A 24,293-nucleotide genomic window follows, 5' to 3' on the forward strand; every position below is an offset into this window, starting at 1 on the left:
GCGGCACGCCGGGCGTGCTCATCGTGGGCGGTGGCCGCGCCGGCTGGCAGATGGCCGAGGCCCTGCGCGCGCTCGACGCCACCTTGCCCATCACCCTTGTGAGCGCCTGCGCCGCCGACGTGTACGACAAGCCCCTGCTCTCGGTGGCGGTGGCTCGCCAGATGGACCCCGGCAAACTCGTCAAGGAAACCGGCGCCGGCGCCGCGAAGCGCCTGGGCGTGCGCCTGCTCGCCCACACCGACGCCGTGCGCATCTGCCCCGACACGCGAAGCCTGCGCACCACGCGCGGCACGCTGCGCTACGACCAGCTGGTGCTGGCCCACGGCGCGCAGGCTGCGCTGCCGCCCGCCCTGCCCGCTGCATATTGCTGGCGCATCAACCACCTGGGCGCGTACCAGCGCCTGCGCGCGGCGCTCGGTGACACCGCGAAAGACGTGGTCATCGTCGGCGCCGGCCTGATCGGCAGCGAACTCGCCAACGACCTCGCACTCGGCGGCCACCGCATCACCCTGCTCGACGTGATGGCCAAGCCGCTTGCGCGCTGGCAGGCCGAGCAGGCCGGCGCGCAACTGCTCGGTGCCTGGCAAGACCTGCCCATCCGCTTCGTCGGCGGCGTGCAGGTGGCCAGCGTTGAAAAACTGGGCGACAGCTACCGCATCACCACCGTCTGCGGCCAGAAGTTCGTGGCCGACCAGGTGATCGCCGCCGCCGGCCTGATGACCCCGCCGCGCCTGGCGCAAAGCGCCGCGCTGGACTGGAACAACGGCATCGCCGTGGACGCGGCCACGCTGCGCACCAGCGACGAACGCATCCACGCCCTGGGCGACTGCATCACCATCAACGGCCAGGCCAGCCGCTACATCGAACCCATCGCACGGCAGGCTCGGGCGATTGCGGCGCACATCTGCGGCCGCGAGCCGGCGCCCTACGAAGCGAAGCCTGCGGTGGTGCGGGTGAAGACCACCTCGCACCCGATGACGCTGCACTGAGTACGGACGGGCGCGGACTATCATTTGCGGTGGATACCCCCACCCGTTTGATGACAACGCCCGGCCACCCCGATGGCCAGGGCACCGGAGACCTGCCATGCCCCTTCGCCTGCTGCGCCGCCATCTGCTCGGCCTTTCACTGTGTGCCCTTGTTCCCCTGGCCCACGCCGTCGACATCAAATTCGAGCCGGTCGCCCCCGGCGTCTACGCCTTCGTCGGCGAAAAGGGCGGCCGCACGCACCAGAACGAGGGCCTGAACGCCAACATCGGCCTGGTGGTCACGCCCGCGGGCGCGTTGCTGGTGGACAGTGGCGCGAGCTTCCAGGGCGCGAAGCAGATCCATGACGCGGTAAAGAAGGTGACGACGCAACAGGTGAAATGGGTCATCAACACCGGCGGGCAGGACCACCGCTGGCTGGGCAACGGCTACTTCATCACCCAGGGCGTTGAGGTGATCGCCCACGCTGATGCCAAGGCCGACATGCTCGCGCGCGGCGGTGACCACATCGCCAGCCTGAAGAACGAGCTGAAGGAAAAACTAGACGGCACCGTGCCCGCCCTGCCCACGCGCTGGCTCAGCAGCCAGGACGAAACACTGAACCTCGGTGGCATGGCCATCGAAGTGAAGCACCGCAAGGGCGGCCACACCCCGGGCGACCTGATGGTCTGGCTGCCGCAGCAGCGCGTGGTGTTCAGCGGCGACATCGTCTACGTGGACCGTTTGCTTGGCGTACTGCCCTTCAGCCACACCGGCCGCTGGCTGGACAGTTTTACCGTGCTGGAAGCCCTGCAACCCGCGCGCATCGTGCCCGGCCACGGCGACGTGTGCGATCTGCCCAAGGCGCAGGCACAGACGCGCGACTACCTGCGCGCGCTGCGCACGCACATGAAGAAAGCGGTGGACGACGGCACCGAGATCAGCACCGCCATCAAGGCCTTCGACGCCCAGCCCTGGATGGGTCTGCTCAACGCCGCCGAGCTGCACCCCGGCAACGCGAGCCGCACCTACCTGGAATTGGAACGGGAATAAGCCGCCGGCCCTCAGGCCACGGTCACCGGGATCACACGCCGCGCCGGCGTCGAAGCCCGGGCGCGCAATTGGCCGCAGCCGCCATCCACGTCCTGCCCGGCCGACTGGCGCAGTTTGGTCAGGATGCCGCGGCGGTGCAGGCGGCGCGCGATGTCGGCGGCCTTCTCCCAGCTCGGGCGCTGCCAGGGCATACCTTCGACGCTGTTGAACGGGATCATGTTCAGGATCGCGTACTTGCCCGTGAGCAGGCGCACGATGCCGTCGAGTTCTTCGTCGCTGTCGTTGATGCCGTCGAGCAGCGTCCACTGGTATTGAATGGGGTAGTCGGTGGCGCGGGCGTAGATCTCGCCCGCTTCCACCAGTTCTTCGGGTGACAGACGCGGCGCGCGCGGCAGCAGCCGCTCGCGCAGATCGGCCCGGGTGGTGTGCAGCGAGAGCGCGAGGGCCGGCTTCACGCGGCCCCGAGGCAGCGCCTCGAACACGCGCGGGTCGCCCACGGTGGAGAACACCAGGTTCTTGTGGCCGATGTTGCCCACCGTGCCCAGCAGGTCGATCGCTTCGAGCACGTTGTCCAGGTTGTGCGCGGGCTCGCCCATGCCCATGAACACCACTTTCTTGACCGGGCGCAGGCTGCGCGCCAGCGCCACCTGCGCCACGATCTCGGCGCTGCCCACCTGGCGGATCAGCCCCGTGGTGCCGGTCATGCAAAACACACAGCCCACCGCGCAACCGATCTGGGTCGAGACGCAAACCCCGTCCCGCGGAAGCAGCACGGTCTCGACCATCTGGCCGTCACCCAGCTTCACCAGCAGGCGCGCCGAGCCGTCTTCGCCCGGGTGTTGTGATTCGAGTCGCGCCAGCGCGGCCAGCTCGTCGGCGATGGCCGGCAGCTCGGCCACCAGGGCCGAGGGCAGAAAGTGCTCCACCTGGCGCCTGCCGCTGGTCTGCGGCAGGGCGAGGCTCCACAGGCGCAGCACGCGCTGCTCGTGGCGGGGGTTGGCGCCGAGCGCGCGCAGGCGCTCGCGCAGGGTCTGAATGTGCATAGGGGGTGATTGTCCCAGCAAGTACCACAAGCACCATGCCCACGTCGGTGGAAGAATCCGGCGCCGCGGCGGACAATGCGCTTCCTCAGGAGACCCCACGATGAAATCCGTGTCCCATATCCAGCGCAACCCGCACGGCCATTGGGTCGGCGACGGCTTTCCGGTGCGCAGCATCTTTTCGTACGACGACAACCCGCGCGCGTTCTCGCCCTTCCTGCTGCTCGACTTCGGCGGCCCCACCACCTTCGACCCGACGACAAAACGCCGGGGCGTCGGCGCCCACCCGCACCGCGGTTTCGAGACCGTGACCATCGTCTACGACGGCGAGGTTTCGCACCGCGACTCCACCGGCGCGGGCGGCACCATCGGCCCAGGCGACGTGCAGTGGATGACGGCCGCCTCGGGCATCGTGCACGAGGAATTCCACAGCGAAGCTTTCGGCCGCAGCGGCGGGCCGTTCCAGATGGTGCAGCTGTGGGTGAACCTGCCCGCGCGCGACAAGATGGCGCCGCCCGGTTACCAGGGCATCACCGCCGCGCAGACGCCCACGGTGGACCTGCCCGATGGCGCCGGCACGGCGCGCCTGATCGCGGGCTCGTTGCTCGACGCGCAAGGCCCGGCCAGGACCTTCACGCCCATGCAGGTGTGGGATGTGCAGATCAAGGCCGGCCACACCGTGACCCTGCCCGCACCCGAAGGCCACACCGTGACCCTGCCCGCACCCGAAGGCCACACCACCGTGCCGCTGGTGCTCAAGGGCCGGGTGAAGACGCAGGACGGCGCCGAAGCCACCGACGCCGAGATGATCGTCTACGAGCGCGCAGGCGAAGGCGTGACGCTCACCGCGGTGACCGACACCACCCTGCTCTGGCTGGCGGGTGAACCGATCGACGAACCGGTGGTGGGCTATGGCCCGTTCGTGATGAACAGCGAGGCGGAAATCCACCAGGCTTTTTCCGACTTCCAGAGCGGCCGCATGGGACGGCTTTGAAACACCTGAACAAAAGGAGAAAACGATGCTCGACATGGTGATCAATGCCCGCGCCGCCGATCTCGGCCACGGCCTGACGGTGCGGCGTGTGCTGCCCTTTGCGAAGCGCCGCAACGTCGGCCCCTTCGTCTTCCTGGACCACGCCGGCCCGGTGCCGCTGCCACCGCAGTACGACCGCGCCGCCGATGTGCGCCCGCACCCGCACATCGGCCTGTCCACGGTGAGCTATCTGCTCAGCGGCCAGATCACGCACCGCGACAGCCTGGGCACGCTGCAGGTCATCCGCCCCGGCGAGGTGAACTGGATGACGGCCGGGCACGGCATCTCGCACAGCGAACGCTTCACGCACCCCGATTCGTATGCCGACGGCGGGCTGGAGCTGATGCAGCTCTGGGTGGCGCTGCCCGAGGCCGACGAAGAGTGTGAACCCGCCTTCACCCACTACCCCGCCATCGATCTGCCGGTGATCGAATCGGATGGTGTGTGGATGCGCCTGGTGGCCGGCAGCGCCTATGGCGAGAGCAGCCCGGTGCGCACACACTCGCCGCTGTTCTACCTGCACACCGAGTGGCAGGCCGGTGCCAGCAAGGCCCTGCCCGGCGGCCACAAGGAACAGGCGGTGTACGTGGCCAAGGGCGAGATTCAACACGCGGGCGAGGTCTACCAGCCCGGTCAGCTGCTGGTGTTCGGCGACGACGTCGACGCGGTGATCACCGCCCGCACGCCCGCCACGCTGATGCTCTTTGGCGGCGAGCCGCTGGGCGAGCGCCACCTCTTCTGGAACTTCGTGTCCTCGCGCAAAGAGCGCATCGAACAGGCCAAGGCCGACTGGGCGGCCGGCCGCATCCCGCTGCCGCCGGACGACAAGGACGAGTGGATTCCGTTGCCGGGCTGACTTCCCTTTAGAGGGCGTTTGCGGTATTCTTACCAATTCACCATCGATCAGAATTGAGCCAGAAAATGCCAACCACCGCCACCCTCTCCAGCAAGTTCCAGATCTCCATTCCCAAAGCCGTTCGAGAAGAACTGCATTGGGAAGCGGGGCAGGAATTCGTGTTCATCCCCAAAGACAAAGGCGTCCTCATGATGCCGGTGCCACAGCTCCAAGAGCTGGCCGGCATCGCCAAAGGTGCGCGCAAGGAAGACTACCGCGACCGCAAGGACCGCTTCTGATGGCAGCGCCCTTGCGCGTGGTCGATACCTCGGCCTGGATCGAGTGGCTGGTGGGTTCAGCCGTTGGCAAGAAGCTCGCGAAAGAGTTTCCTGAGAAGTCCCTCTGCATCGTGCCCACCATCGTGCAGCTGGAGCTGTCCAAATGGCTGTGGCGAGAACTGGGCGAGGCGCAAGCCGATCAGGTGATCGCCTACACGATGAAATGCCGGGTGGAGCCGCTGGACACGGCGACGGCCTTGCTCGCAGCCGACCTGCACCGCCAGCACAAACTCGCCACCGCCGACGCCATCGTCTACGCCACGACCGTGAAACACGGCGCCGAACTGCTGACCTGCGATGCGCATTTCAAAGGCCTGCCTGGCGCCGTGCTTTTCCCCAAAGCGGCTGTTCGCTGAACCAGTCCGACCAGGGCGGCCACCGGCGCGAAGTGGCCCAACCCAGGGCGCCGCGGAACCGGCTTCGCCGGGCCGCCAGCGCCGCCCCCTGGGGGGGTGACGCCGCAGGCGGCGCGGGGGGTCAATATTGTTTATAGGGCAGGAACTTGCCCGACATCACGATGTTCACGCGGTCACCGTTCGGGTCGGCCTGGCGCTGCATGTCCATCTTGAAATCGATCGCGCTCATGATGCCGTCGCCAAACTCTTCGTGGATCAGTTCCTTGAAGGTGGTGCCGTAGACGCTGACCAGTTCGTAGAAGCGGTAGATCAGCGGATCGGTCGGCACGCTGGTGGGCAGCGAGCCCTTGTAGGGCACCACCATCAGCCACTTCTGCTCGTCGGCACTCAGGCCGAAGATCTTGCCCAGCACCTTGGCCTGCGCCGGCGTGGCGGTCATCTGGCCCAGGCACAGGGCCGTGGTCCATTCCTTGGACTGGCCCACCTTCTTGGCCACGTCGGCCCAGCTCAGGCCTTTGCTGACTTTGGTGGAAATGATTTTTTCGGTGACGTCGAGTCGGCTCATGTGTTGCCTCTTGGTGTTGAAGAAGTGGGAAATGGAATCAATGGGCTTTGGCCCTGGATACGAGGAAATCGACTATGTGATTGCGCAAGTCGTAGTAGCCGTCCAGGTGGTGCAGCTGTGCGCGCGTGCGGCTGCGCGGCAACGGGTTGACCACCACCTCGGCCATGCCGCCGGGCCGGTAGCCCTGGTCGGTTTCCTGGCCGTTGGTCATGAGCAGGATGCGGTCGGCCAGCAGGATGGCTTCGTCCACGTCGTGCGTGATCATGAAGACGGTCTGGTGCGTCTCGCGCACGATGGCCATCAGTTCATCCTGGATGGTGCCGCGCGTGAGCGCGTCGAGCGCGCCGAAGGGCTCGTCGAGCAGCAGCATCTTGGGCTGGATGGCGAATGCGCGCGCAATGCCCACGCGCTGCTTCATGCCACCCGAGAGCTGGCTCGGCTTCTTGTCGATCGCGGGCAGCAGGCCGACCAGGGCGACGAACTTTTCCACGTGCAGGTTGATCTGCGGCGTCTTCCATTCGGGCCAGCGCGACTTGACGGCGAAGGCGATGTTCTGCCGCACGGTGAGCCAGGGCATGAGCGCGTGGCTCTGGAACACCACGCCGCGCTCCAGGCTGGGGCCGTTGATCTCACGACCGTCCATGAAACAGTTGCCGCTGGTCGCGGTGTCCAGCCCCGCGAGCACGTTGAGGATGGTGGTCTTGCCGCAGCCGCTGTGGCCGATGATGCAGACGAACTCGCCCTTGTCGATGGTGAACGAGACGTCGGCGAACACCGGCTTGTCCGCCTGGTAGGCCTTGGCGAGCTGTTCGACTTTGAGGAAACCGGACATCGGAGAAACCTTTTTGGTAGGGGCGCTCACAGGCGCCACAAGGGCTGCGCTTTCGCGCACGCTGGCATCACTCCACATAGGTCACCGCCTTCTGCAGTTGCGCAAACATCAGGTCGAGCAGCATGCCGACCACGCCGATCAGCAGCACGGCAAAGATCACGTTGGTGAGCGAGAGGTTGTTCCACTCGTTCCACACGAAGTAGCCCACGCCGGTGCCACCGACCAGCATCTCGGCCGCCACGATCACCAGCCACGCAATGCCCATGCTGATGCGCATGCCCGTCAGGATGGTGGGCGCCGCGGCCGGCAGGATCACTTGAAAGGCCTTGCGGATCGGGTTCACTTCCAGCGTGCTGGCCACGTTGAGCCATTCGCGCTTGACCCCAGCCACTCCGAAGGCGGTGTTGATCAGCATCGGCCAGATCGAGCAGATGAAGATCACGAAGATGCCACTCACGTCCGAGTCCTTGAGCGTGTAGAGCGCCAGCGGCATCCAGGCCAGGGGGCTGATGGGTTTGAGCACCTGCACGAAAGGGTTGAACGCTTTCTGCATTAGCGGCGACATGCCGATCAGGAAACCCAGCGGCAACGCCACCGCCATCGCCAGCAGGAAACCGAGACCGACACGGCCCAGCGAATGCGCGAGCTGGATGCCGATGCCTTTGTCGTTCGGCCCCTTGTCGTAGAACGGGTCGGACAGGTGCGCCCAGCTCGCCTTGGCCACCTCGATGGGCGGCGGGAAGCCCGAGCTTTTTTCGGCACCGGGGTCCTTGCCCATCATCTTGGCGTACTCGATCTCTTCGGCCGTCATACCGGCCGACGAGCCGCCGATGGACGGCCCGGTGGTCGCGAGCTGCCAGGCGCCGATGAAGCACACGAAGATCAACAGCGAGACCACCGCCGCGCGCAGGTTGAGACTGACGGCTTTCATGATCACGCCACCTTGCTGATGGCGAAGCTCTTCAGGTACTCATCGGGCTTGGCCGCGTCGAACGCCTTGCCCATGATGGTGTGCTTGGTGTAGGTCGGGCCGGCGGTGAAGGGCATGCCCAGGTCCTTCATGTGCTTGCGCGCGTCGGTGATCAGGAACACCTTCTCGGCGATCTGCTTGTAGTTCACATCGCCCTTGACATAGCCCCAGCGCTTCATCTGAGTGAGCATCCACACCGCCATGCTCTGCCACGGCATCGGGTCGAAGTCGGCGCGGTCGGGCACGTTCTGGATCTTGCCCAGACCGTCGGCGAACTTGCCCGAGAGCACCTGGTTCAACACGGCCTCGGGTTGGTTCAGGTACTGGCTCGGCGCGATCACCTTGGCGATGAGTTCGCGGTTCTTGGGCTGGCGTGCCATGGCCGCGGCGGTGAGCACGGCGCGGTACAGCGCGGCGAAGGTGTTGGGGTTCTTCTGGATGAACTCGGTGCTGGTGCCGAAGGCGCAGCAGGGGTGGCCATTCCAGAGGTCCTTGGTCAGCACGTGGATGAAACCCACCTCGTCAAACACCGCGCGCTGGTTGAAGGGATCGGGGCCGAGGAAACCGTCGATGTTGCCGGCACGCAGGTTGGCCACCATCTCGGCCGGCGGGATCACGCGCAGCTGCACGTCGGTGTCGGGGTTCAGGCCGTTCTCGGCCAGGTAGTAGCGCAACAGGAAGTTGTGCATCGAGAAGTCGAACGGGATGCCGAACTTGAAGCCCTTCCAGTTCTTCGGATCGCGGTTGTCCTTGTGCTTCAACGCCAGCGTGATGGCCTGGCCGTTGATGTTCTGGATCGTGGCCACGTTCATCGGCGTGGCGTTGCTGCCCAGCCCCATGCTGATGGCCAGCGGCATGGGCGAGAGGAAGTGCGAAGCGTCGTATTCCTTGTTGATCATCTTGTCTCGCACCAGCGCCCAACCCGCGGTCTTGGTGACCGACACGTTGAGACCCTGCTTGCTGTAGAAGCCCAGCGGGTGCGCCATGATCAGCGGCGTGGCGCAGGTGATCGGTATGAAGCCGATCTTCAGGTCGGTCTTCTCCAGCGAGCCCTGCTTCTCCTGGGCCATGGCCTGCATGCTGGCCACCGGCAGCACGCTGGCAATCGCCGCCATGGCCGTGCCCTTGCCGACGGCGCGCAGGAAGTTGCGGCGCTCTTCGTCGTGCGGGAAGATGGCCTTGACCAGCGTGGCCTCGATGAACTCGTTGCTGTAGGCCTCGAACTCGGCGGTCTCGCTGCGGCGGCGCAGCTCGATGGCCGCGCTGTCGGCCGCGACCTCGGCGTGGTGGTCGGCCAGCGTGTGGTCGCGACCACAGCTGCACTTCATCATGAGCGGTCGATCGGCGTTGTAGGGATCGAAGAATTCGGACATGGCACACCTCGTGAGTTGATGACGGGGTGTGCATTGCAAGCGACGGGCCAGCAGCGGGCCAGATCGGCGGATTTCGGGGCGCTTGCCGCATTTCGCAGACACCCCACCGACCCCGTGTAGGGCTGGCCCTACACGGGCGAACGTTTCAGGGCGTTTTGGGCGCGCGCGCGTGGCGCTCGGCGTACAGCGCGAGCTCCACATCGTTCTTGGTGCCGGTCTTTTCCAGGATGCGCGCGCGGTAGGTGCTCACCGTGTTGGGGGCCAGCCCGAGTTGCGCACCAATTTCGCTCACGGTCTGACCCTGGGTGAGCAGGCGGTAGACCTGGTGCTCGCGGTGGGAGAGCGCTTCGGGCCCGGCCTGCGCACCGCTCTGGCCCACCGCGGCGGCCAGCGCTTCGGCCGTGGTCGGCGTGAGGAACACGCCCCCGGCCGCCACCTTGCGCACCGCGGCCAGCATGTCGTCCGGGTCGGCGCTCTTGTTCAGGTAGCCGCTGGCACCGAGCTTGATGCAGCGCACGGCGTACTGCTTCTCGGGGTAGGTGCTGAGCATGAGCACCGGCAGCTTCGGGTGCTCGCGCTTGAGCGCTTGCAAGACATCGAGCCCGTCGATGCCGGGCAGCGCGATGTCGAGCAGCACCAGGTCGAGCCCGGTGCGGCCCTGCAGCGCAGCCACCTGCTCCAGCACCTCGGGACCGCTCTGCGCCTCGGCCACCACCATCACGTCGGGTGCGTCGGCCAGGATCTGCTTGAGCCCTTCGCGCACGATGCGGTGGTCGTCGCCGATCAGCACACGGATGGTGTTGCTGGTGACAGCGGCGTTCATGTTGCTCCCCGCGGCAAGGCGATGGTGAGGCACATGCGTGTGCCCTCGCCCGGCGCGCTGGCGATGTCGATGCGGCCGCCGAAGTGGCGCGCGCGTTCGCGCATGCCCATCACGCCGTAAGCGTCCGCCGCTTCGAAGGCGAGCGCGGGCGCGCCCACGCCGTCGTCCTGCACCAGCAGCGACAGTTCACCCCCCGTCACCTGGATCGCCACCCGCAGGTGCTGCGCGCGCGCGTGCCGGCCCACGTTGCTCAGCATCTCCTGGAAGATGCGGAACACCGCCATGGCCAGCGGCTCGGGCGGGTCGGGGGCGTCGTCCACGTCCATGCACCAGTCCAGTGCCAACTCGGCCGACTGCACGAACTCCTGCGCCTGCCACTCCAGCGCCGCCCACAGGCCCTGGTGGTCCAGGATGCTGGGGCGCAGGTCGGTGATGATGCGGCCCACGTTGTCCACCGCGTTCTCGATCAGGCGGCTCATGTTCTGGCACTTGCAGCGCATGCGCGTGCGCATGTCTTCGGCCGCGTCGGCGCTGCGCTGCGCCTGCTCGGCCAGGCGCTTTTCCATCCAGTTGACGTCCATCTTCAGCGCCACCAGCAGGCTGCCGAGCTCGTCGTGCACCTCGCGCGCGATGCGCGTGCGCTCGTCCTCGCGCACGGATTCCGACCAGGCCGCCAGCTCGCGCACCTGCTTCAATGCGGTGGCCAGCGCGAGCGTGCGCTCACCTACACGCTCTTCCAGCTGGTCCTTGGCGCGTTGCAGCGCGTCGGCGGCGCGGCGGCGCTCGGTGATGTCCACGAAGGTGATCACCGCGCCGCGCACCTGGCCGTCTTCCACGATGGGGTGGCTCGAGTACTCGACCGGAAAAGCCGTGCCGTCGCGGCGCCAGAACACCTCGCTGTCGATGCGGCAGGGCAGGCCCTGGCGGAAGGCGTTGAAGATCGGGCACTCGGCTTCCGGGTAGGCGCTGCCATCGGGGCGGGAGTGGTGCGTGAGCTCGTGCATGTTGAGCCCGGTCAGCTCTTCGGGCTCGTAGCCGATCAGGCGCGCACCGGCCGGGTTGATGAAGACACAACCCCCGTCGAGGTCGACGCCGTAGATGCCTTCACCCGTGGACGCGAGCAGCAGCGCCAGCGGGTCGCGCCAGGCCTCGGCCGGCGGGGCCTGCGGGGGGCGGAAGGTGGTGGGGGCATCGGAGTGCATGCCCTTCCCAAGCAATGGATGTGCCAAAGCGGTGCACTCGGTCACCCCCCCAGGCCCCGGCGGGCGCGGCACAATGGTGCGATACCCCCACCCACCATCGACATGGCCTTGTTCGACAGACTGTTCGGCTCACGCCCCGAAGACCGCCCCGAGTCGCGCCTGCCCGCCGAGCGCCAGGCCGCGGTGGACGGTTCGCCCAGCGCGCACGAAGCCGCGCGCCTGCTGCGTGCGCCCACCGCGCTGATGCAGCTCAGCGAGGCCGAGGCGCTGACGGTGGTGGGCTTCATGCGCCCGCGCCGCTTCGCGAGCGGCACCACCATCATCCGCCAGGGCGAAGCGTCCGACACCGGCTTCATGGTGCTGGTGCTGGGCGGCGAGATCACGGTGGAGACCCTGATCGCGCGCCGCAGCAACCCCGTCACGGTCACGGTGCTCGGCCCGGGCAGCCTGATCGGCGAGATGTCGCTGGTGGACGGCGCCGCGCGTTCGGCCTCGTGCACCGCCAGCAGCGATGTGCACTGCGCCGTGCTGACGCGCGAAGCGCTCGAAGCCCTGATCGCCGAACAGCCGGCCACCGCCGCCAAGCTCATGACCGCCGTGGCCCAGCGCCTGGCCGAACGCCTGCGCGACAGCGGCCACAAGCTGCGGATCTACAGCCAGCTGGTGCAGACCATGCAGCAGGAGATCGACGCGCTGATGCCGACACCGGACCGGCGGCTGTAGGCACTGCGCCCCCGCGCTCCACCGCTGCGCGGGTCGCTGCCCCGTTCAGTCCAGCAACTCGATCTCGCCGTAGTACAGGCGCAGCACCCCCCGGGTTTCCAGCGTCTTGAGCGCCTTGTTCACGCTCTGGCGGCTCACGCCCATCATGCGCGCCAGCACCTCCTGCCCGAGGCGGATGCGGCGGCGCGGTGCTTCGCGGCTGCCGTAGCCTTGCGCCAGCAGGCGCAGCCGGCGCTGCAGGCGTTCTTCGAGCGGCAACATCGCCAGCTCCTCCAGCACGGCAAACGCCACCCGCAGTTTGCGGCAGGCCAGCCGGGCCAGCTCGCGCCACTGGGCCGGGTGGCGGTCCAGCCAGTCCACCAGCGGGTCGCGCGGCACCACCAGCACCCGCGTACCGCCTTCGGCCACCGCGTCGTGGGTGCGTGGCAAACCGTCGATCAGGGCGATCTCGCCAAACCACTGGTAGGGCTCCAGGTAGGCCAGTTCCGCCGGCTGGCCCTCGGCATCGAGCGCGCCGATGTGCAGGCCGCCTGCCGTCACACAGCACAGCCCGTCGGCCTGCCCGCCGCGCGAGAACAGCGACTGCCCGTGGGCCAGCGGGTGCATGCGCCCCAGCTGCAGCAGCACGTCCTGCAGCGCCGCCGGGCAGGCCGCAAACCAGTCGTCGCTGGCCAGGGCGGCCCGCAACGCGGCGGGCACAGGTTCTGAGTGGGGCATGGGTTGACGCTGGGGGCGTGCGGGATTGTCGAAATTTTGACAGACAGGCGGCGCCGGAACGGGCATTCTCGCGGCTCCACAAGAACGACGGAGACAAGCATGGACAACGCGACCCACCAGCTGGTGCACTACGCCTGCTACCACCGCGACCCGCGCAACATCGCCACCCACACCATCGGCATCCCGCTCATCGCCTTCGCCATCGCCGCTCTGCTGGCCCGCGCCCAGTGGGCGACCGCGGGCCTGGTGATCAGCGCCGACTGGGTGGTCTGGACCCTGGTGACCGCGTGGTACCTCACGCTCGGGCAACGGGCGCTGACCCTGAGCACCGCCGGGGTTCTGGCCCTGCTGGTGGCCCTCGCGCACCCGCTGGGCACGGCGCCCCTGCACACATGGCTCGCCTGGAGCCTGGGTTGTTTTGTGATCGGCTGGGTGTTCCAGTTCGTCGGTCACTACTGGGAGGGTCGCAAACCCGCCTTCGTGGACGACCTGCGCGGCCTGCTGATCGGTCCGATGTTCGTGGTGGCCGAACTCGGCTTTGCGCTGGGCGCGGGCCGCGCCTTGCACGCGGCGATCGAGGCCGCCGCCGGCCCGGTGCGGCGCCACGGGCCTGCTGGAAAGCACCCGGAGTAAGCCCGTCGGACGACCCACCGAGATCGAAGAACTCCGCGGCTCATGAACACGCCTCCACGATCCCCCACCCCAAGACCCGACGCCCGTCCCTTGGCGCGGGCCAGCGCCGCCGCTGCGCTGCTGCTCCTGCTGGCCTTTGCCGCCGCGTGGTGGACGCGCGAGCTGCCGCTGTTCGCGCTCACGCCGCCCGGCGGCGGCGCGGCGGACATGTTGCCCAGCCAGCGGCAGGACCTGCACACCACCTTCTTCACCATCTGGGCCGCGCTCATCCTGGTGGTGCCGGCCCTGTGCCTGCTGCCGTTCCGCGACCGCTCAGACACCGCGGCGCGTTACTGGCTGGCGTTCTGGACCGCGTCACTGGTCGTTTTCCTGGTCCATTTCTACTGGGCGGTGGTCGTCATCTTCGGCAACGACTGGTCGCGCATCCTGCACACGCCGCGCGTGAGCGCCCCGCGCCTGGACACCGTGTTCGCTGTCTGGTGGGTGGCGGACGTGCTGATCGCCTGGCTCTGGCGCTCCGAAGCCCTGTGGGTGCGCCTGCAGCGCTGGGGCGTGCACGCCCTGGCCCTCGTGCTCTTCTTCATGGGCGCCGCGCGCGAAGGCGAACTCGCTGCTTCGCGCACGCTCGGCTGGTTGCTCGCCGCGGGCGTGGTGGTCAGCGCGGTGCTTGCCCTGCGGAACCACCGGCGCGCCCGCGCCGCCTGACATTTCATCGGTTACAAACCTCAATCCCCATTCACCAAGACCCACAACATGCACACCCTGACCATTGCCCTCGCCCTGATCGTCTGCCTCATCCACGTCTACATCGTCGTGCTGGAGATGCTGTGGTGGGACACACCCAAGGGCCACAAGGCCTTTGGCCTGAAGCCCGACTTCGCCAAGGCCACCAAGGTGCTGGCCGCCAACCAGGGTCTGTACAACGGCTTCCTGGCCGCCGGCATTGCCTGGGCGCTGTGGCGGGTCGATTCGCCCGCCCTCGCCTTCTTCCTGGGCTGCGTGGCGGTGGCCGGGCTTTACGGCGCCGCCACCTCCAGCAAGAAGATCCTCTTCATCCAGACCGTGCCGGCCACCGCTGCGCTGCTGGCGCTGTACGTTTTCGGTTTGCCCGTCTGACACTCAGGTGTTGGGCTCCGTCTTGGCACTCCAGACCATGGTGATCGCCAGGATGCCGATCACCACACCCAGCGACACCGCCACCGGGATCTTGAACACGTCGATCAGCACCATCTTGCTGCCGATGAACACCAGGATCACGGCCAGGCCATAGTTCAGCAGGTGGAAGCGGCTGGCCGCGGCCTGCAGCAGGAAGAACATGGCGCGCAGGCCCAGGATGGCGAACACGTTGCTGGTCAGCACGATGAACGGGTCCTTGGTGATGGCGAAGATGGCGGGAATGGAGTCCACGGCAAAGATCACGTCCGTCAGACCCACCATGGCGATCACCATCAGCAGCGGCGTGGCGATCTTCTTGCCGTTCTCCACCGTCCAGAACTTTTCACCGTTGTAGTGCTGGCTCACCGGCATCAACCGGCGCAACAGCTTCAGGGCCGGGTTGTCGCCCAGCGCCGGCTCCTCACCCGCGCCGCGCCACATCTTCACGCCCGTGAGCACCAGGAAAGCGCCAAACACATACAGCAGCCAGTGGAACTGCGCCAGCAGCCAGCCGCCCACCAGGATCATCACCGTGCGCAGCACGATGGCGCCGACGATGCCGATCATCAGCACCCGCTTCTGGTAGGCCGCGGGCACCGCGAAATAGCTGAAGATCAGCAGGAAGACAAAGATGTTGTCCACCGCCAGGCTCTTCTCGATCAGGTAGCCGGTCAGGAACTCAAGCGATTTCTGGTTCGCCAGCTCGCTGGAGCCGGTGCTGTCCTTCACCGCCCACCACAGCAGGCCGTTGAACAGGAAGCTCAGGCCCACCCAGATCAGCGACCAGTTGACCGCTTCCTTGATGCCCACGGCGTGGGCGCCCTGCTTCTTCAGCACGGCGAAATCGACAAACAGCGCCGCCAGCACGAAGCCGACGAACACCAGCCAGAGCCACAGGGGCACGATGGTTTCCATGAATGACAAGACCTTTTCTGAACGGACGGTGTTGATGAACAAACACCCTCCAAGGTCTGGCCGGAGCCGGGCATGGCGCCCGGCCCGGGGTTTCCGGTGGCCTGCTCACTGAAGATCAGGCCACGTACTGACGGAAACCCCACCCGCCGGGGCCGGGCTGTGCGTCCGGTGGCGGGTTGGTTACTCCCCTTGATGGGAGCCGTGATTGTGGGGGCGGGTGGCTGACCCCACAAGCCGAAGGTGCTTCAGGAAAATCCGAAGGTTCAGCCCAAGATCGTCCTTGGCACCCATGGACAATGCGATATTTTTCGTCCTGCGTCGCTCTCCCCCATGGCCCACCTCTCCCGCTTTCCCTTTTGCCCCCATTGCAATGAGCAGGTGATACCCGACACGGAAAGTTGCCCGTCCTGCGGCAAAGCATTCGGTGCCAAGGTTCTCGCTCGTTGGAAGGCCGAAGAACCACCCCACTTCGGCAGCGCCCGCTGGGCCCTGGTGTCCATGGGGTTGGACCCCTGGGGCCGACGGGTAGGCAAAGCCATCGTGGGCACCCTCACCGCCTTTGTGCTGTACGCCTGGCTGGTCTACGCAACGTCAGCTGGCCCGGCGAACGGGCTCGAAGCGCTTGCTGTGACCGGCTTGGCGCTGTTCTGCGCATATGACATCTGGGCGTTCACCCACGGGCGAACAACAGTCATCGGACAGGAGCGCCACAAGGCCAACCTGCCCAATGTCGGCTGGCGAACCTCGGGCCTTGTGCTGGATGTGGTGCTGATGGCCATTTGCGCCAACCTGTTATTTCGCGGGATCTGAAACCCGAAGACCTCAGGCCGCCTCGCGGTAGAAGCCGGCGGCCCGCCCCAGCGTCCGCGGCGCCTGGCTGGCCACCGCCTCATGGATCGCCCCGATGTGCTGCGGTGTGGTGCCGCAGCAGCCGCCCACGATGTTCACCAGCCCCTCGGCGGCGAACTCGCGCAGCAGGCGGCTGGTGACGTCGGGCGTCTCGTCGAAGCCGGTGTCGCTCATGGGGTTGGGCAGGCCGGCGTTGGGGTAGCAGCTGATGAAGGTGTCGCCCGCGACCTTGGCCAGTTCCTGGATGTAGGGGCGCATCAGCGTGGCGCCGAGCGCGCAGTTCAGGCCCACGGCCAGGGGCTGGATGTGGCGCACGCTGGCCCAGAAGGCGGTGACGGTCTGGCCGCTGAGGATGCGGCCGGAGGCGTCGGTCACGGTGCCGCTGATGATGACGGGCAGGCGCTCGCCACTCTTCTCGAAATACTCGTCAATCGCGAACAGCGCGGCCTTGGCGTTGAGCGTGTCGAAGATGGTCTCGACCAGCAACACATCGGCCCCGCCTTCGACCAGCGCTTCGGTCTGCTCGTAGTAGGCGGCGCGCAGCTGCTCGAAGGTCACGTTGCGGGCGCCGGCGTCGTTCACGTCGGGGCTGATGCTGGCGGTCTTGGGCGTCGGGCCCAGGGCGCCGGCGACAAAGCGCGGCTTGTCGGGCGTGCTGAACTTGTCGCAGGCGGCGCGGGCGAGCCGGGCCGAAGCCAGGTTCATCTCGCGCGCCAGATCGGCCATGCCGTAGTCTTCCTGCGCAATCGTCGTGGCGCCGAAGGTGTTGGTCTCGATCAGGTCGGCGCCGGCGGCCAGGTAGCTCTCGTGGATGTCGCGGATCACGTCGGGGCGCGTGAGGCTCAGCAACTCGTTGTTGCCCTTCACGTCGCGCGGGAAATCCTTGAAGCGCTCACCGGCGCCGTCCGGGCCGTTGTAGCCCTCGCCGCGGTACTGCGCCTCGCCGAGCTTGAAGCGCTGGATCATGGTGCCCATGGCGCCGTCGAGGATGGCGATGCGTTGCGAGAGGATGGCGGGCAGCGCTTGGGCGCGGGTATAGGTCGGGGCGTTCATGGGCCTGATTGTAGAAAGGGTGCGCGGAAAAGGCTTCACGGTGGTCGGTCGACCCGGCGGCGAAAAGGTCAACCCACCGCGGGCCACCTTCCCCCGGGGTATCGCCCTCCGGCCATCCCCGACAATAGGCGCCATGAAACACCTGCTCCCCAAGGAAGCCTGGGCCTGGCTGCAGGCCGAAACCGGGCGCCGCGCGGCGCTCGGCCAGGACGCACCCTTGTTTGTCGACGTGCGCATGGAGATCGAGTCGCTGTACGTGGGCCGCCCACCCGGCGTGGACAACATCCCCTGGTACGAGTACCCGGACCTCACGCCCGACCCGGTGCGCTTTGCCGCCGCGGTGGAAGCGGAGGCGGGCGCGAAGGACCGCCCGGTGCTGCTGATCTGCCGCAGCGGCAAGCGCACCCTGGACGCGGCCGCGGCGCTGGAGGCGGCCGGTTTTGCCGACGTGACGCACGTGGTGCACGGCTTCGAGGGCGACCTCAACGACGCGTTCAAACGCTCGTCGCTCAACGGCTGGCGGTACGACGGCCTGCCCTGGGAGCAGATGTGACCGGTGTCTTGGGATCGCCCGATGGCGTTGTTGCCATCGCTTGCCGTGCTGAAGCACTGTCTGCGCGCTGGCGCCTAACCATCGGCCGACCCAAGTCACCGGTTTCGCACCGCACTTCACATGATTGATATTTCAGAAAACGGTGAAACCCTGGAAGCCTGCGCCGGTGTGCTGCAGGAAGTGTTTGGCTACGACGCCTTCCGTGGCCCGCAGGCCGACATCGTACGGCATGTGAGCGAGGGTGGCGACGCGCTGGTGCTGATGCCCACGGGCGGCGGCAAGTCGCTGTGTTTCCAGATCCCGGCCATCGTGCGCGCGCGCGGCGGCCTGGGCCTGACGGTGGTGGTCTCGCCGCTGATCGCGCTGATGCACGACCAGGTGGGCGCGTTGCTGGAAGCGGGCGTGGCCGCGGCCTTCCTGAATTCCAGTCTCAGCAGCGAAGAGGCGCAGTCGATCGAGAAGCAGATGCTGCGCGGCGAGATCACGCTGCTCTACGCCGCGCCCGAGCGTCTGACCACGCCGCGCTTCCTGGCGCTGCTGGACGCGCTGCACGAGCGCGGCAAGCTCTCGATGTTTGCCATCGACGAAGCGCACTGCGTGAGCCAGTGGGGCCACGACTTCCGGCCCGAGTACCGCGCGCTGGTGGTGCTGCACGAACGCTTTGCCGGCGTGCCGCGCGTGGCGCTCACCGCCACCGCCGACGACCTGACGCGCGAAGACATCGTGAACCACCTGCAGCTGCAGGACGCGCGGCGCTTCATCAGCAGTTTCGACCGGCCGAACATCCGCTACACCATCGTCGAGAAGAAGGACGGATCGACCCAGTTGCTGCGCTTCATCCGCGACGAGCACATGGGCGCGAGCGGCCACGACGCCGGCATCGTCTACTGCCAGTCGCGCAAGCGGGTGGAAGAAGTGGCCGGCATGCTGTGCGACGCGGGCCTCAACGCCCTGCCCTACCACGCCGGCCTGGACGCGGCCGTGCGGCAGCGGCACCAGGACCGCTTCCTGCGCGAAGAGGGCGTGATCATGGTGGCGACCATCGCCTTTGGCATGGGCATCGACAAGCCCGACGTGCGCTTCGTCGCGCACCTGGACATGCCCAAGAACATCGAAGGCTATTACCAGGAGACCGGCCGCGCCGGGCGCGACGGCGAGCCCGCCACGGCGTGGATGGTCTACGGCCTGCAGGACGTGGTGAACCAGCGCCGCATGATCGACGAAAGCCCGGCGGCCGACGAGTTCAAGCAGGTGCTGCGCGGCAAGCTCGACGCCCTGCTCACGCTGGCCGAAGCGAGCGACTGCCGGCGCGTTCGTCTGCTGGCCTACTTTGGTGAAGCCAGCACGCCCTGCGGCAATTGCGACAACTGCATCAGCCCGCCCGCGCTGGACGATGGCACCGAGTCCGCGCGCAAGCTGCTCTCGTGCATCTACCGCGTGCAGCAGTCCAGCGGCATGGCCTTCGGCGCCGGCCACATCATGGACATCCTGCGTGGCAAGGTCACCGAGAAGGTGACGCAGTACGGCCACGACAAGCTCAGCACCTTCGGCATCGGCGCCGACCTGGGCGAAACGCAGTGGCGCGCGCTGATGCGCCAGCTGGTCGCGCGCGAAGCGATCCACGTCGATTCGGCCCACTTCAACACCCTGCACCTGGCCGACGCGGCGCGCGCCATCCTCAAGGGTGAAACCCAGGTCTGGCTGCGGCCCCTGAGCGAGAAGAAAAAAGCCGTTTCGCGCAGCAAGAGCGGCCGCAGCAGCCAGGCGGCGCTGGCGCCCGACGGCCAGCCGCTCTCGCTGGCCGAACGCGAATGCCTGGACGCGCTCAAGGCCTGGCGTGCCGAAGTGGCCCGCGAACACAACCTGCCGGCGTTCGTGATCTTTCACGACGCCACCCTGCGCGCGATCGCCGCTCAGAAACCACGCTCGATGGCCGATCTGGATGGTGTGGCCGGCATCGGCCAGAAAAAGCGCGAGGCCTATGGCGCCGAGGTGCTGCGGGTCGTGAGTGCTTTTGAATGAGGGTTTGGCGCCTGGCGGGAGCCGGGTGTCAACCATCGTCTGACCCCTTCGTCCAGGGTCGACCACTCGTCGGGAAGCCGGGGTTTTCGACCCCCTGAAGCCTCAAGGCGCAGCCCCATCTGCCGATGTTCAAGGTGAGCCCGGGAATATCCTGTCCGTGGCCGGCGAACACACCCGATGGAGCACAGCATGTTTTTCAAGTTGCCCTGGTTCAACAGGACCAAAAAAGACAACTACCACGACACGCAGGTGCTGGAGATGGACTTCCTCGTGGACGAATTCCACGAAGCCATGGCCGACATCAAGGACCCCATCCGCACCCGCATGCACGCGGCCCTGGTTTGCTGCCAGAGCCCCAAGGACCTGTGGTTCCTGCGCGGCAAGCTGTTCAACCTGATTTCCAAGCACCACTGCGAAAACGAGGCCAACCGCCGCGTCGCCCGTCTGGACCAGAAGCTGCGCTTCTTCGTCGACCACCACCCGGACCACACGTCGGAAGAGCTGCCTTCGGGGCCGATGGCGTTGCTGCATTGACCCCCCCGCGCCGCGCCTAAAGGCGCGTGCCTTGCAGGCCGCGCCACCGTCGGAGCCGGTGTCACTTCGGGCTGTCCAAGCCTGCGCAGGCAGGCTTGGAGCCGCGGCCCTCAGCCCCCCAGGGGGCAACGCTGGCGGCCCGGCAAAGCCGGTTCCGCGGCGTTCTGGGTTGAGGCACTTCGCTCCGGCGAGCACTCTCCTCTTCTCTCTTTTCTTGCTGGTCTCCAAATTTGGCCCGTCCTTGAGACGGGCTTTTTCTTGTGCGTTCTTTCGTTGCGACGGGCTTCCTAAAATCGCCGCATGACTTCACCCCGCCCCCTGCTCATCGTCCAGACCGGTCGCACGCACGACCACATCCGCGAACGCCTCGGTGATTTCGACGACTGGATTGCGGCGGGCCTGCGCGCCGGCGGCGCCGAGGTGCAGACCTACGACCCGCTCGGCGACACGCCGCCGCCCGCGCCCGAGACGCTGGCCGGCATCGTGCTCACGGGTTCGCACGCCATGGTCAGCGAGCGTGAGATCTGGAGCGAGGCGCTGGTGCCCTGGCTGCAACAGGCGGTGAGGGCAGAAACACCGGTGCTGGGCATCTGCTACGGCCACCAGCTGCTGGCCCACGCGCTGGGCGGTGAGGTGGCCCACCACCCCGAGGGCGTGGAGATCGGCACCGTGCGCGTGCAGCGCCACGCGGCCGCGCAGACAGACCCCTTGCTGGGCGCCCTGCCCGACGAGTTTGATGCCCAGGCCACGCACTGGCAGTCGGTGCGCCGCCTGCCACCGGGCGCGGTGCTGCTGGCGGGCAATGCGCACGAACCACACCACGCTTTCCGCGTCGGCCCCAACGCCTGGGGCGTGCAGTTCCACCCCGAGTTTTCCGCCGAAGCCCTCAGGGCCTATCTGGACGGACTGGGCCCGACGCTCGGGCGCGAAGGACGCGACGCGACGCAGATCACGAGCCAGCTGAAAGACACGCCCGAAGCGGCATCGGTGCTTCCACGGTTTGCACGGCTCGCGCTGGACAAACAACGTGACATGCCGTGACCCGCAACTTTGCCAACCCGGCGTCTTCATCAGGCGGGAGGTAAGAGCAGCGTGGTGTTCGAGGGGGCGTTGATCCAAGGGCACCGCGGAACCGGCTTTGCCGGGCCGCCGGTCCCGCCCCTTGGGGGGGGTCGGCGGGGGGATCAAAATCCGATTTTCCGCGCCTCGCGCACGCCCGGTTTGATGCGGTGCTCGGCCTCCAGCTGGGCGAGGAATTCGGCCGGCTCGATGGACTCGCCCAGGATCTCCACCTGGCGCTTCACCGCCGCAAAGTCCCCCGGGCACAGCTGATCGAGCCTGGACAGGCGCTCGCGCAGCGCGGGCTCCAGCGCCGCCAATTGGCCACCCAGCGCCTCCACGATGAACATGGTTTCGCGCTGCGGGGCGGTCAGCGGCTTGAAGTGGATCTTGAAGGTGAAGCGCCGCAGCGCCGCCTGGTCGATGCTGTCCATCAGGTTGGTGGTGCAGATGAAGATGCCGTCGTAGCGCTCCATGCCTTGCAGCATCTCGTTGACCTCGGTCACTTCGTAGGTGCGCTGGGCACCGCGCCGGTCCTGCAGGAAGCTGTCGGCTTCGTCGAGCAGCAAGACCGCTTTTTCGGCCTGCGCCTCGCGGAACATGGCGGCCATCTGCTGCTCGGTCTCGCCCACGAACTTGCTCACCAGATCGCTGGCGCGTCGGATCATGAGCGGGCGCTCCAGCTGCTGGGCGATGTGTTCGGCGAGCGCGGTCTTGCCGGTGCCGGGCGCGCCGTGGAAACACAGGCAGCCATGCCCGCGCGCCTTGAGCGCCGCGACGATGCGCGGCAACTCGTAACGCGATTCGACGTTGAGCATGTCCAGACTGTACTGCGTCACGCTCGGGCGCAGCGCGAGGTCGGGCTGCCGCCCGAGGGCCTGGTCGGCGTTCTTCAGCTGGCGTTCGATCAGGTCGTCCAGCATTGGGGCATCGGCCGCACGTCGCTTCGCGCCCCGGCGTGCCGCGGGTTTGGCCGGATGGGCCGCGAGCTGCGCAAAGCGCAGGGCGGTGCGGATCTGGGCCGGCGTGAGCCCCTTGCGCTCGGTGAGGCGCGCGACCAGGGCGTCGGACACCGCAGCGCCTTCGAGTGTCTTGCGCACCAGCTGCTCGCGCGCGCCGGGCGGCGGGCTCTTGAGTTCGAGGTGGTAGGCGAAGCGGCGGCGGAAGGCCGGGTCGATCTGTTCGATGCGGTTGGTGACCCACAGCGTGGGCACGGCGTTGGATTCGAGGATCTGGTTCACCCAGGCCTTGCCACTGACGCTGCCCGTGTGGGGTGCGGCGACGTGTTCGGCGCGCGCAATGATCTGCGCCGCTTCGCTGGAGATGGGCGGAAAGACGTCTTCCACCTCGTCGAACAGCAGCGCGGACTGCGCCGTTCCCTTGAGAAACACCTGGGCGATCTGCAGCGAGCGGTAGCGGTCACGGCCGCTGAGCGCGTTGCCATCGCGGTCGGCGTATTCCACCTCGAACAGCTCCAGCCCCGCCGCCTGCGCCACCACGCGCGCGAGCTCGGTCTTGCCGGTGCCGGGCGGGCCGTAGAGCAGCACGTTGACGCCGGGCTCCTTGCGCGCCACCGCTTCGCGCAACAGAGCGCAGAGCAGGCGCACGTCTTCGCCCACGTATTCAAAGTCCTTGCTGGTGAGCGCGGAGCGCGCGGCCGGGCGGGTGAACACCGCCATCAGCTCGCTCTGGTTGCGGTACTCGCGCATCAACACGGGGGGCAGCTTTTCGCTGACCTTCATCAGGTCGGCGAGGTCGGTGATGTTGTGCTCGGAGATCAGGTTCTCCACCATGCCGATGCGCTCCAGGCGCGAGCCGGCGCGCAGCGCCTCGCCCACCTCGCTGGCCTTGACGCCGGCCACGTCGGCGATCGCCGCATAGGCCTCGGGTGCGTTGTTGACCTTGAACTCCACCAGGATGGAGCGCAGGTCGCGCTGGTAGCGCGCCAGCGTGCCGTAGAGCAGCAGGGCACGCTCGGCGCGGTTGAGCTGCAGCAGGCCGGCCAGGGCGTCGATGTTCTTCTCCACCAGGGTGGACTGCTTCTTGAGCGACTGGCTCAGCCAGTCGCCTGTCACGGCGAGCACGGCGAGCAGGTCCTTCGGCGACTCCTTGGCGTATTCGTCAAGGTAGAAGAACAGCGTGCCTTCTTCGTAGGGTCCACGCCAGACGCCGTAGCGCTCCATGAACGCCGCGGTGGACAGTTTTTCGAAACCGCTCCAGAGTTCGTTGCCCTTGCAGCGGCGCTCCAGAAAGTCCCGCAGGCGGTGCAACACCGTCAGCGGCCAGATGAGGTGGCGACCGGCCAGCGCGAGCAGGGTGTTGAGGTCGCGCCGCACATTGAAGCGTGGCCCCTGGCGCGCCGCCAGGCTGAGCACGAAGTGCGAACACATGAGGTCCAGCACCGGCGCCTGGCGCAGTCCCGGCGGCACGAACACGCGCGCATCCGGCGACACCGTGTGGCGCGCCTCGGCACCCGCACGCGGCTCGGACACCGTGCGTGTCACAGGCCCGACAGGCTGCAACAGGCGTTTGCTCATTCGGACTACCTCCAGTCGTGACAACAGGGGACGGCGGACCAGATACCGGCTTTGAAGCGGACCATAACTCAGCTTGATCCATCATGGAAGTGATTGATGGAGCATGTATGACGAATTTGTGGGGCTTTTCCCGGGGGCCGCTTCCGGGCTTGCCGGG

At 67.2% G+C, this 24,293-nt stretch carries 26 protein-coding genes; 15 read left to right on the forward strand and 11 right to left on the reverse strand.

Going from position 1 to position 24,293, the window contains the following annotated elements; translation table 11 throughout:
- Both F3K02_RS15340 and F3K02_RS15345 read left to right on the forward strand, forming a co-directional pair.
- Positions 1 to 989, forward strand: a 989-nt coding sequence (locus F3K02_RS15340; RefSeq protein ID WP_246309520.1) for an FAD-dependent oxidoreductase, incomplete at its 5' end; no start/stop codon positions are given.
- A 97-nt stretch (positions 990 to 1,086) separates the two neighbouring features.
- Entirely contained in the window at positions 1,087 to 2,019 is a 933-nt protein-coding gene (locus F3K02_RS15345) for an MBL fold metallo-hydrolase (protein ID WP_177136503.1), read from the forward strand.
- Between the two features lie 11 nt (positions 2,020 to 2,030).
- Here F3K02_RS15345 and F3K02_RS15350 read toward each other — a convergent pair whose 3' ends face one another.
- The gene (locus F3K02_RS15350; protein ID WP_177136504.1) at positions 2,031 to 3,062 is read right to left on the reverse strand and encodes an RNA methyltransferase; all 1,032 of its coding nucleotides are present in this window, start codon (positions 3,060 to 3,062) and stop codon (positions 2,031 to 2,033) included.
- A gap of 100 nt (positions 3,063 to 3,162) precedes the next feature.
- On the opposite strand from F3K02_RS15350, the gene F3K02_RS15355 reads away from it, so the two are divergent.
- From F3K02_RS15355 to F3K02_RS15370, 4 genes are all read left to right on the forward strand, one after another.
- The gene (locus tag F3K02_RS15355) at positions 3,163 to 4,053 is read left to right on the forward strand and encodes a pirin family protein (protein WP_177136505.1); all 891 of its coding nucleotides are present in this window, start codon (positions 3,163 to 3,165) and stop codon (positions 4,051 to 4,053) included.
- A 25-nt stretch (positions 4,054 to 4,078) separates the two neighbouring features.
- Positions 4,079 to 4,948 carry a pirin family protein gene (locus F3K02_RS15360; RefSeq protein ID WP_177136506.1) on the forward strand — a complete coding sequence of 290 codons (870 nt, stop codon included), beginning with the start codon at positions 4,079 to 4,081 and terminating at the stop codon, positions 4,946 to 4,948.
- Between the two features lie 65 nt (positions 4,949 to 5,013).
- Entirely contained in the window at positions 5,014 to 5,226 is a 213-nt protein-coding gene (locus F3K02_RS15365; protein WP_177136507.1) for an AbrB/MazE/SpoVT family DNA-binding domain-containing protein, read from the forward strand.
- Positions 5,226 to 5,621: a type II toxin-antitoxin system VapC family toxin gene (locus tag F3K02_RS15370; protein ID WP_177136508.1), complete on the forward strand. Its 396-nt coding sequence runs from the start codon at positions 5,226 to 5,228 to the stop codon at positions 5,619 to 5,621. The genes F3K02_RS15365 and F3K02_RS15370 overlap by 1 nt, the downstream gene beginning before the upstream one ends.
- A 121-nt stretch (positions 5,622 to 5,742) precedes the next feature.
- Here the strand turns inward: F3K02_RS15370 and cynS are convergent, their stop codons facing one another.
- The 6 genes from cynS to F3K02_RS15400 form a co-directional block, all read right to left on the reverse strand.
- Positions 5,743 to 6,186 carry a cyanase gene (gene cynS, locus F3K02_RS15375; protein WP_177136509.1) on the reverse strand — a complete coding sequence of 148 codons (444 nt, stop codon included), beginning with the start codon at positions 6,184 to 6,186 and terminating at the stop codon, positions 5,743 to 5,745.
- A gap of 37 nt (positions 6,187 to 6,223) precedes the next feature.
- Complete coding sequence (locus F3K02_RS15380; RefSeq protein WP_177136510.1) at positions 6,224 to 7,096, reverse strand: ABC transporter ATP-binding protein; 873 nt, start codon at positions 7,094 to 7,096, stop codon at positions 6,224 to 6,226.
- Entirely contained in the window at positions 7,086 to 7,949 is an 864-nt protein-coding gene (ntrB, locus tag F3K02_RS15385; protein WP_177136511.1) for a nitrate ABC transporter permease, read from the reverse strand. Before ntrB ends, F3K02_RS15380 begins: the two co-directional genes overlap by 11 nt.
- A gap of 2 nt (positions 7,950 to 7,951) precedes the next feature.
- Positions 7,952 to 9,361, reverse strand: coding sequence for a CmpA/NrtA family ABC transporter substrate-binding protein (locus F3K02_RS15390; protein WP_177136512.1), 1,410 nt, complete (start codon positions 9,359 to 9,361; stop codon positions 7,952 to 7,954).
- Positions 9,362 to 9,506: 145 nt separating this feature from the next.
- On the reverse strand, positions 9,507 to 10,184 hold the full coding sequence (locus F3K02_RS15395; RefSeq protein WP_177136513.1) for a response regulator transcription factor: 678 nt from the start codon (positions 10,182 to 10,184) through the stop codon (positions 9,507 to 9,509).
- On the reverse strand, positions 10,181 to 11,386 hold the full coding sequence (locus tag F3K02_RS15400; protein ID WP_177136514.1) for a sensor histidine kinase: 1,206 nt from the start codon (positions 11,384 to 11,386) through the stop codon (positions 10,181 to 10,183). The genes F3K02_RS15395 and F3K02_RS15400 overlap by 4 nt, the downstream gene beginning before the upstream one ends.
- Positions 11,387 to 11,488: 102 nt before the next feature.
- On the opposite strand from F3K02_RS15400, the gene F3K02_RS15405 reads away from it, so the two are divergent.
- The gene (locus tag F3K02_RS15405) at positions 11,489 to 12,109 is read left to right on the forward strand and encodes a cyclic nucleotide-binding domain-containing protein (RefSeq protein ID WP_177136515.1); all 621 of its coding nucleotides are present in this window, start codon (positions 11,489 to 11,491) and stop codon (positions 12,107 to 12,109) included.
- A gap of 45 nt (positions 12,110 to 12,154) precedes the next feature.
- On the opposite strand, the gene F3K02_RS15410 is transcribed toward F3K02_RS15405, so the two are convergent.
- Positions 12,155 to 12,826: a Crp/Fnr family transcriptional regulator gene (locus tag F3K02_RS15410; protein WP_177136516.1), complete on the reverse strand. Its 672-nt coding sequence runs from the start codon at positions 12,824 to 12,826 to the stop codon at positions 12,155 to 12,157.
- Positions 12,827 to 12,925: 99 nt separating this feature from the next.
- Here F3K02_RS15410 and F3K02_RS15415 point away from each other — a divergent pair, with 99 nt between their 5' ends.
- From F3K02_RS15415 to F3K02_RS15425, 3 genes are read left to right on the forward strand one after another with little or no spacing between them, the layout of a single operon-like run.
- Positions 12,926 to 13,459, forward strand: coding sequence for an Mpo1 family 2-hydroxy fatty acid dioxygenase (locus F3K02_RS15415; RefSeq protein WP_177136517.1), 534 nt, complete (start codon positions 12,926 to 12,928; stop codon positions 13,457 to 13,459).
- 42 nt (positions 13,460 to 13,501) lie between these two features.
- Positions 13,502 to 14,164 carry a hypothetical protein gene (locus tag F3K02_RS15420; protein ID WP_177136518.1) on the forward strand — a complete coding sequence of 221 codons (663 nt, stop codon included), beginning with the start codon at positions 13,502 to 13,504 and terminating at the stop codon, positions 14,162 to 14,164.
- A gap of 48 nt (positions 14,165 to 14,212) precedes the next feature.
- Positions 14,213 to 14,575 carry a DUF1304 domain-containing protein gene (locus tag F3K02_RS15425; RefSeq protein ID WP_177136519.1) on the forward strand — a complete coding sequence of 121 codons (363 nt, stop codon included), beginning with the start codon at positions 14,213 to 14,215 and terminating at the stop codon, positions 14,573 to 14,575.
- Positions 14,576 to 14,578: 3 nt separating this feature from the next.
- Here F3K02_RS15425 and F3K02_RS15430 read toward each other — a convergent pair whose 3' ends face one another.
- The gene (locus F3K02_RS15430; protein WP_177136520.1) at positions 14,579 to 15,529 is read right to left on the reverse strand and encodes a TerC family protein; all 951 of its coding nucleotides are present in this window, start codon (positions 15,527 to 15,529) and stop codon (positions 14,579 to 14,581) included.
- A gap of 540 nt (positions 15,530 to 16,069) precedes the next feature.
- On the opposite strand from F3K02_RS15430, the gene F3K02_RS27310 reads away from it, so the two are divergent.
- Positions 16,070 to 16,339 carry a hypothetical protein gene (locus tag F3K02_RS27310; RefSeq protein WP_218179474.1) on the forward strand — a complete coding sequence of 90 codons (270 nt, stop codon included), beginning with the start codon at positions 16,070 to 16,072 and terminating at the stop codon, positions 16,337 to 16,339.
- A gap of 12 nt (positions 16,340 to 16,351) precedes the next feature.
- Here the strand turns inward: F3K02_RS27310 and F3K02_RS15440 are convergent, their stop codons facing one another.
- Positions 16,352 to 17,431: a homocysteine S-methyltransferase family protein gene (locus F3K02_RS15440; protein WP_177136522.1), complete on the reverse strand. Its 1,080-nt coding sequence runs from the start codon at positions 17,429 to 17,431 to the stop codon at positions 16,352 to 16,354.
- A 133-nt stretch (positions 17,432 to 17,564) separates the two neighbouring features.
- Here F3K02_RS15440 and F3K02_RS15445 point away from each other — a divergent pair, with 133 nt between their 5' ends.
- The 4 genes from F3K02_RS15445 (at position 17,565) to F3K02_RS15460 (ending at position 21,581) form a co-directional block, all read left to right on the forward strand.
- Positions 17,565 to 17,984 (forward strand): rhodanese-like domain-containing protein, encoded by a 420-nt coding sequence (locus tag F3K02_RS15445; RefSeq protein ID WP_177136523.1) that lies wholly within the window; start codon positions 17,565 to 17,567, stop codon positions 17,982 to 17,984.
- 120 nt (positions 17,985 to 18,104) lie between these two features.
- Positions 18,105 to 20,006, forward strand: coding sequence for a DNA helicase RecQ (gene recQ, locus F3K02_RS15450; protein ID WP_177136524.1), 1,902 nt, complete (start codon positions 18,105 to 18,107; stop codon positions 20,004 to 20,006).
- Between the two features lie 189 nt (positions 20,007 to 20,195).
- The gene (locus F3K02_RS15455; protein WP_177136525.1) at positions 20,196 to 20,540 is read left to right on the forward strand and encodes a hypothetical protein; all 345 of its coding nucleotides are present in this window, start codon (positions 20,196 to 20,198) and stop codon (positions 20,538 to 20,540) included.
- A gap of 300 nt (positions 20,541 to 20,840) precedes the next feature.
- The gene (locus F3K02_RS15460) at positions 20,841 to 21,581 is read left to right on the forward strand and encodes a glutamine amidotransferase (RefSeq protein WP_177136526.1); all 741 of its coding nucleotides are present in this window, start codon (positions 20,841 to 20,843) and stop codon (positions 21,579 to 21,581) included.
- A 143-nt stretch (positions 21,582 to 21,724) separates the two neighbouring features.
- Here the strand turns inward: F3K02_RS15460 and F3K02_RS15465 are convergent, their stop codons facing one another.
- Positions 21,725 to 23,989 carry an ATP-binding protein gene (locus F3K02_RS15465; RefSeq protein WP_425485612.1) on the reverse strand — a complete coding sequence of 755 codons (2,265 nt, stop codon included), beginning with the start codon at positions 23,987 to 23,989 and terminating at the stop codon, positions 21,725 to 21,727.
- Positions 23,990 to 24,293 lie beyond the last annotated feature (304 nt).

It is taken from the genome of Hydrogenophaga aromaticivorans, from assembly GCF_013387465.1.
Classification (GTDB): domain Bacteria; phylum Pseudomonadota; class Gammaproteobacteria; order Burkholderiales; family Burkholderiaceae_C; genus Hydrogenophaga; species Hydrogenophaga aromaticivorans.

Bases quoted from the DNA above. Each gene is read 5' to 3' on its own strand.
- F3K02_RS15370 (WP_177136508.1), top strand. From the start codon at position 5,226: ATGGCAGCGCCCTTGCGCGTGGTCGATACCTCGGCCTGGATCGAGTGG.
- F3K02_RS15420 (WP_177136518.1), top strand. From the start codon at position 13,502: ATGAACACGCCTCCACGATCCCCCACCCCAAGACCCGACGCCCGTCCC.
- F3K02_RS15350 (WP_177136504.1), bottom strand. From the start codon at position 3,062: ATGCACATTCAGACCCTGCGCGAGCGCCTGCGCGCGCTCGGCGCCAAC.
- F3K02_RS15380 (WP_177136510.1), bottom strand. From the start codon at position 7,096: ATGTGGAGTGATGCCAGCGTGCGCGAAAGCGCAGCCCTTGTGGCGCCT.
- F3K02_RS15400 (WP_177136514.1), bottom strand. From the start codon at position 11,386: ATGCACTCCGATGCCCCCACCACCTTCCGCCCCCCGCAGGCCCCGCCG.
- recQ (WP_177136524.1), top strand. From the start codon at position 18,105: ATGATTGATATTTCAGAAAACGGTGAAACCCTGGAAGCCTGCGCCGGT.
- F3K02_RS15455 (WP_177136525.1), top strand. From the start codon at position 20,196: ATGTTTTTCAAGTTGCCCTGGTTCAACAGGACCAAAAAAGACAACTAC.
- F3K02_RS15440 (WP_177136522.1), bottom strand. From the start codon at position 17,431: ATGAACGCCCCGACCTATACCCGCGCCCAAGCGCTGCCCGCCATCCTC.
- F3K02_RS15390 (WP_177136512.1), bottom strand. From the start codon at position 9,361: ATGTCCGAATTCTTCGATCCCTACAACGCCGATCGACCGCTCATGATG.
- F3K02_RS15465 (WP_425485612.1), bottom strand. From the start codon at position 23,989: ATGTGTTCGCACTTCGTGCTCAGCCTGGCGGCGCGCCAGGGGCCACGC.
- F3K02_RS15430 (WP_177136520.1), bottom strand. From the start codon at position 15,529: ATGGAAACCATCGTGCCCCTGTGGCTCTGGCTGGTGTTCGTCGGCTTC.
- F3K02_RS15360 (WP_177136506.1), top strand. From the start codon at position 4,079: ATGCTCGACATGGTGATCAATGCCCGCGCCGCCGATCTCGGCCACGGC.
- F3K02_RS15405 (WP_177136515.1), top strand. From the start codon at position 11,489: ATGGCCTTGTTCGACAGACTGTTCGGCTCACGCCCCGAAGACCGCCCC.
- F3K02_RS15395 (WP_177136513.1), bottom strand. From the start codon at position 10,184: ATGAACGCCGCTGTCACCAGCAACACCATCCGTGTGCTGATCGGCGAC.
- F3K02_RS15445 (WP_177136523.1), top strand. From the start codon at position 17,565: ATGAAACACCTGCTCCCCAAGGAAGCCTGGGCCTGGCTGCAGGCCGAA.
- F3K02_RS15410 (WP_177136516.1), bottom strand. From the start codon at position 12,826: ATGCCCCACTCAGAACCTGTGCCCGCCGCGTTGCGGGCCGCCCTGGCC.
- F3K02_RS15460 (WP_177136526.1), top strand. From the start codon at position 20,841: ATGACTTCACCCCGCCCCCTGCTCATCGTCCAGACCGGTCGCACGCAC.
- ntrB (WP_177136511.1), bottom strand. From the start codon at position 7,949: ATGAAAGCCGTCAGTCTCAACCTGCGCGCGGCGGTGGTCTCGCTGTTG.
- cynS (WP_177136509.1), bottom strand. From the start codon at position 6,186: ATGAGCCGACTCGACGTCACCGAAAAAATCATTTCCACCAAAGTCAGC.
- F3K02_RS15425 (WP_177136519.1), top strand. From the start codon at position 14,213: ATGCACACCCTGACCATTGCCCTCGCCCTGATCGTCTGCCTCATCCAC.
- F3K02_RS15365 (WP_177136507.1), top strand. From the start codon at position 5,014: ATGCCAACCACCGCCACCCTCTCCAGCAAGTTCCAGATCTCCATTCCC.
- F3K02_RS15415 (WP_177136517.1), top strand. From the start codon at position 12,926: ATGGACAACGCGACCCACCAGCTGGTGCACTACGCCTGCTACCACCGC.
- F3K02_RS15345 (WP_177136503.1), top strand. From the start codon at position 1,087: ATGCCCCTTCGCCTGCTGCGCCGCCATCTGCTCGGCCTTTCACTGTGT.
- F3K02_RS15355 (WP_177136505.1), top strand. From the start codon at position 3,163: ATGAAATCCGTGTCCCATATCCAGCGCAACCCGCACGGCCATTGGGTC.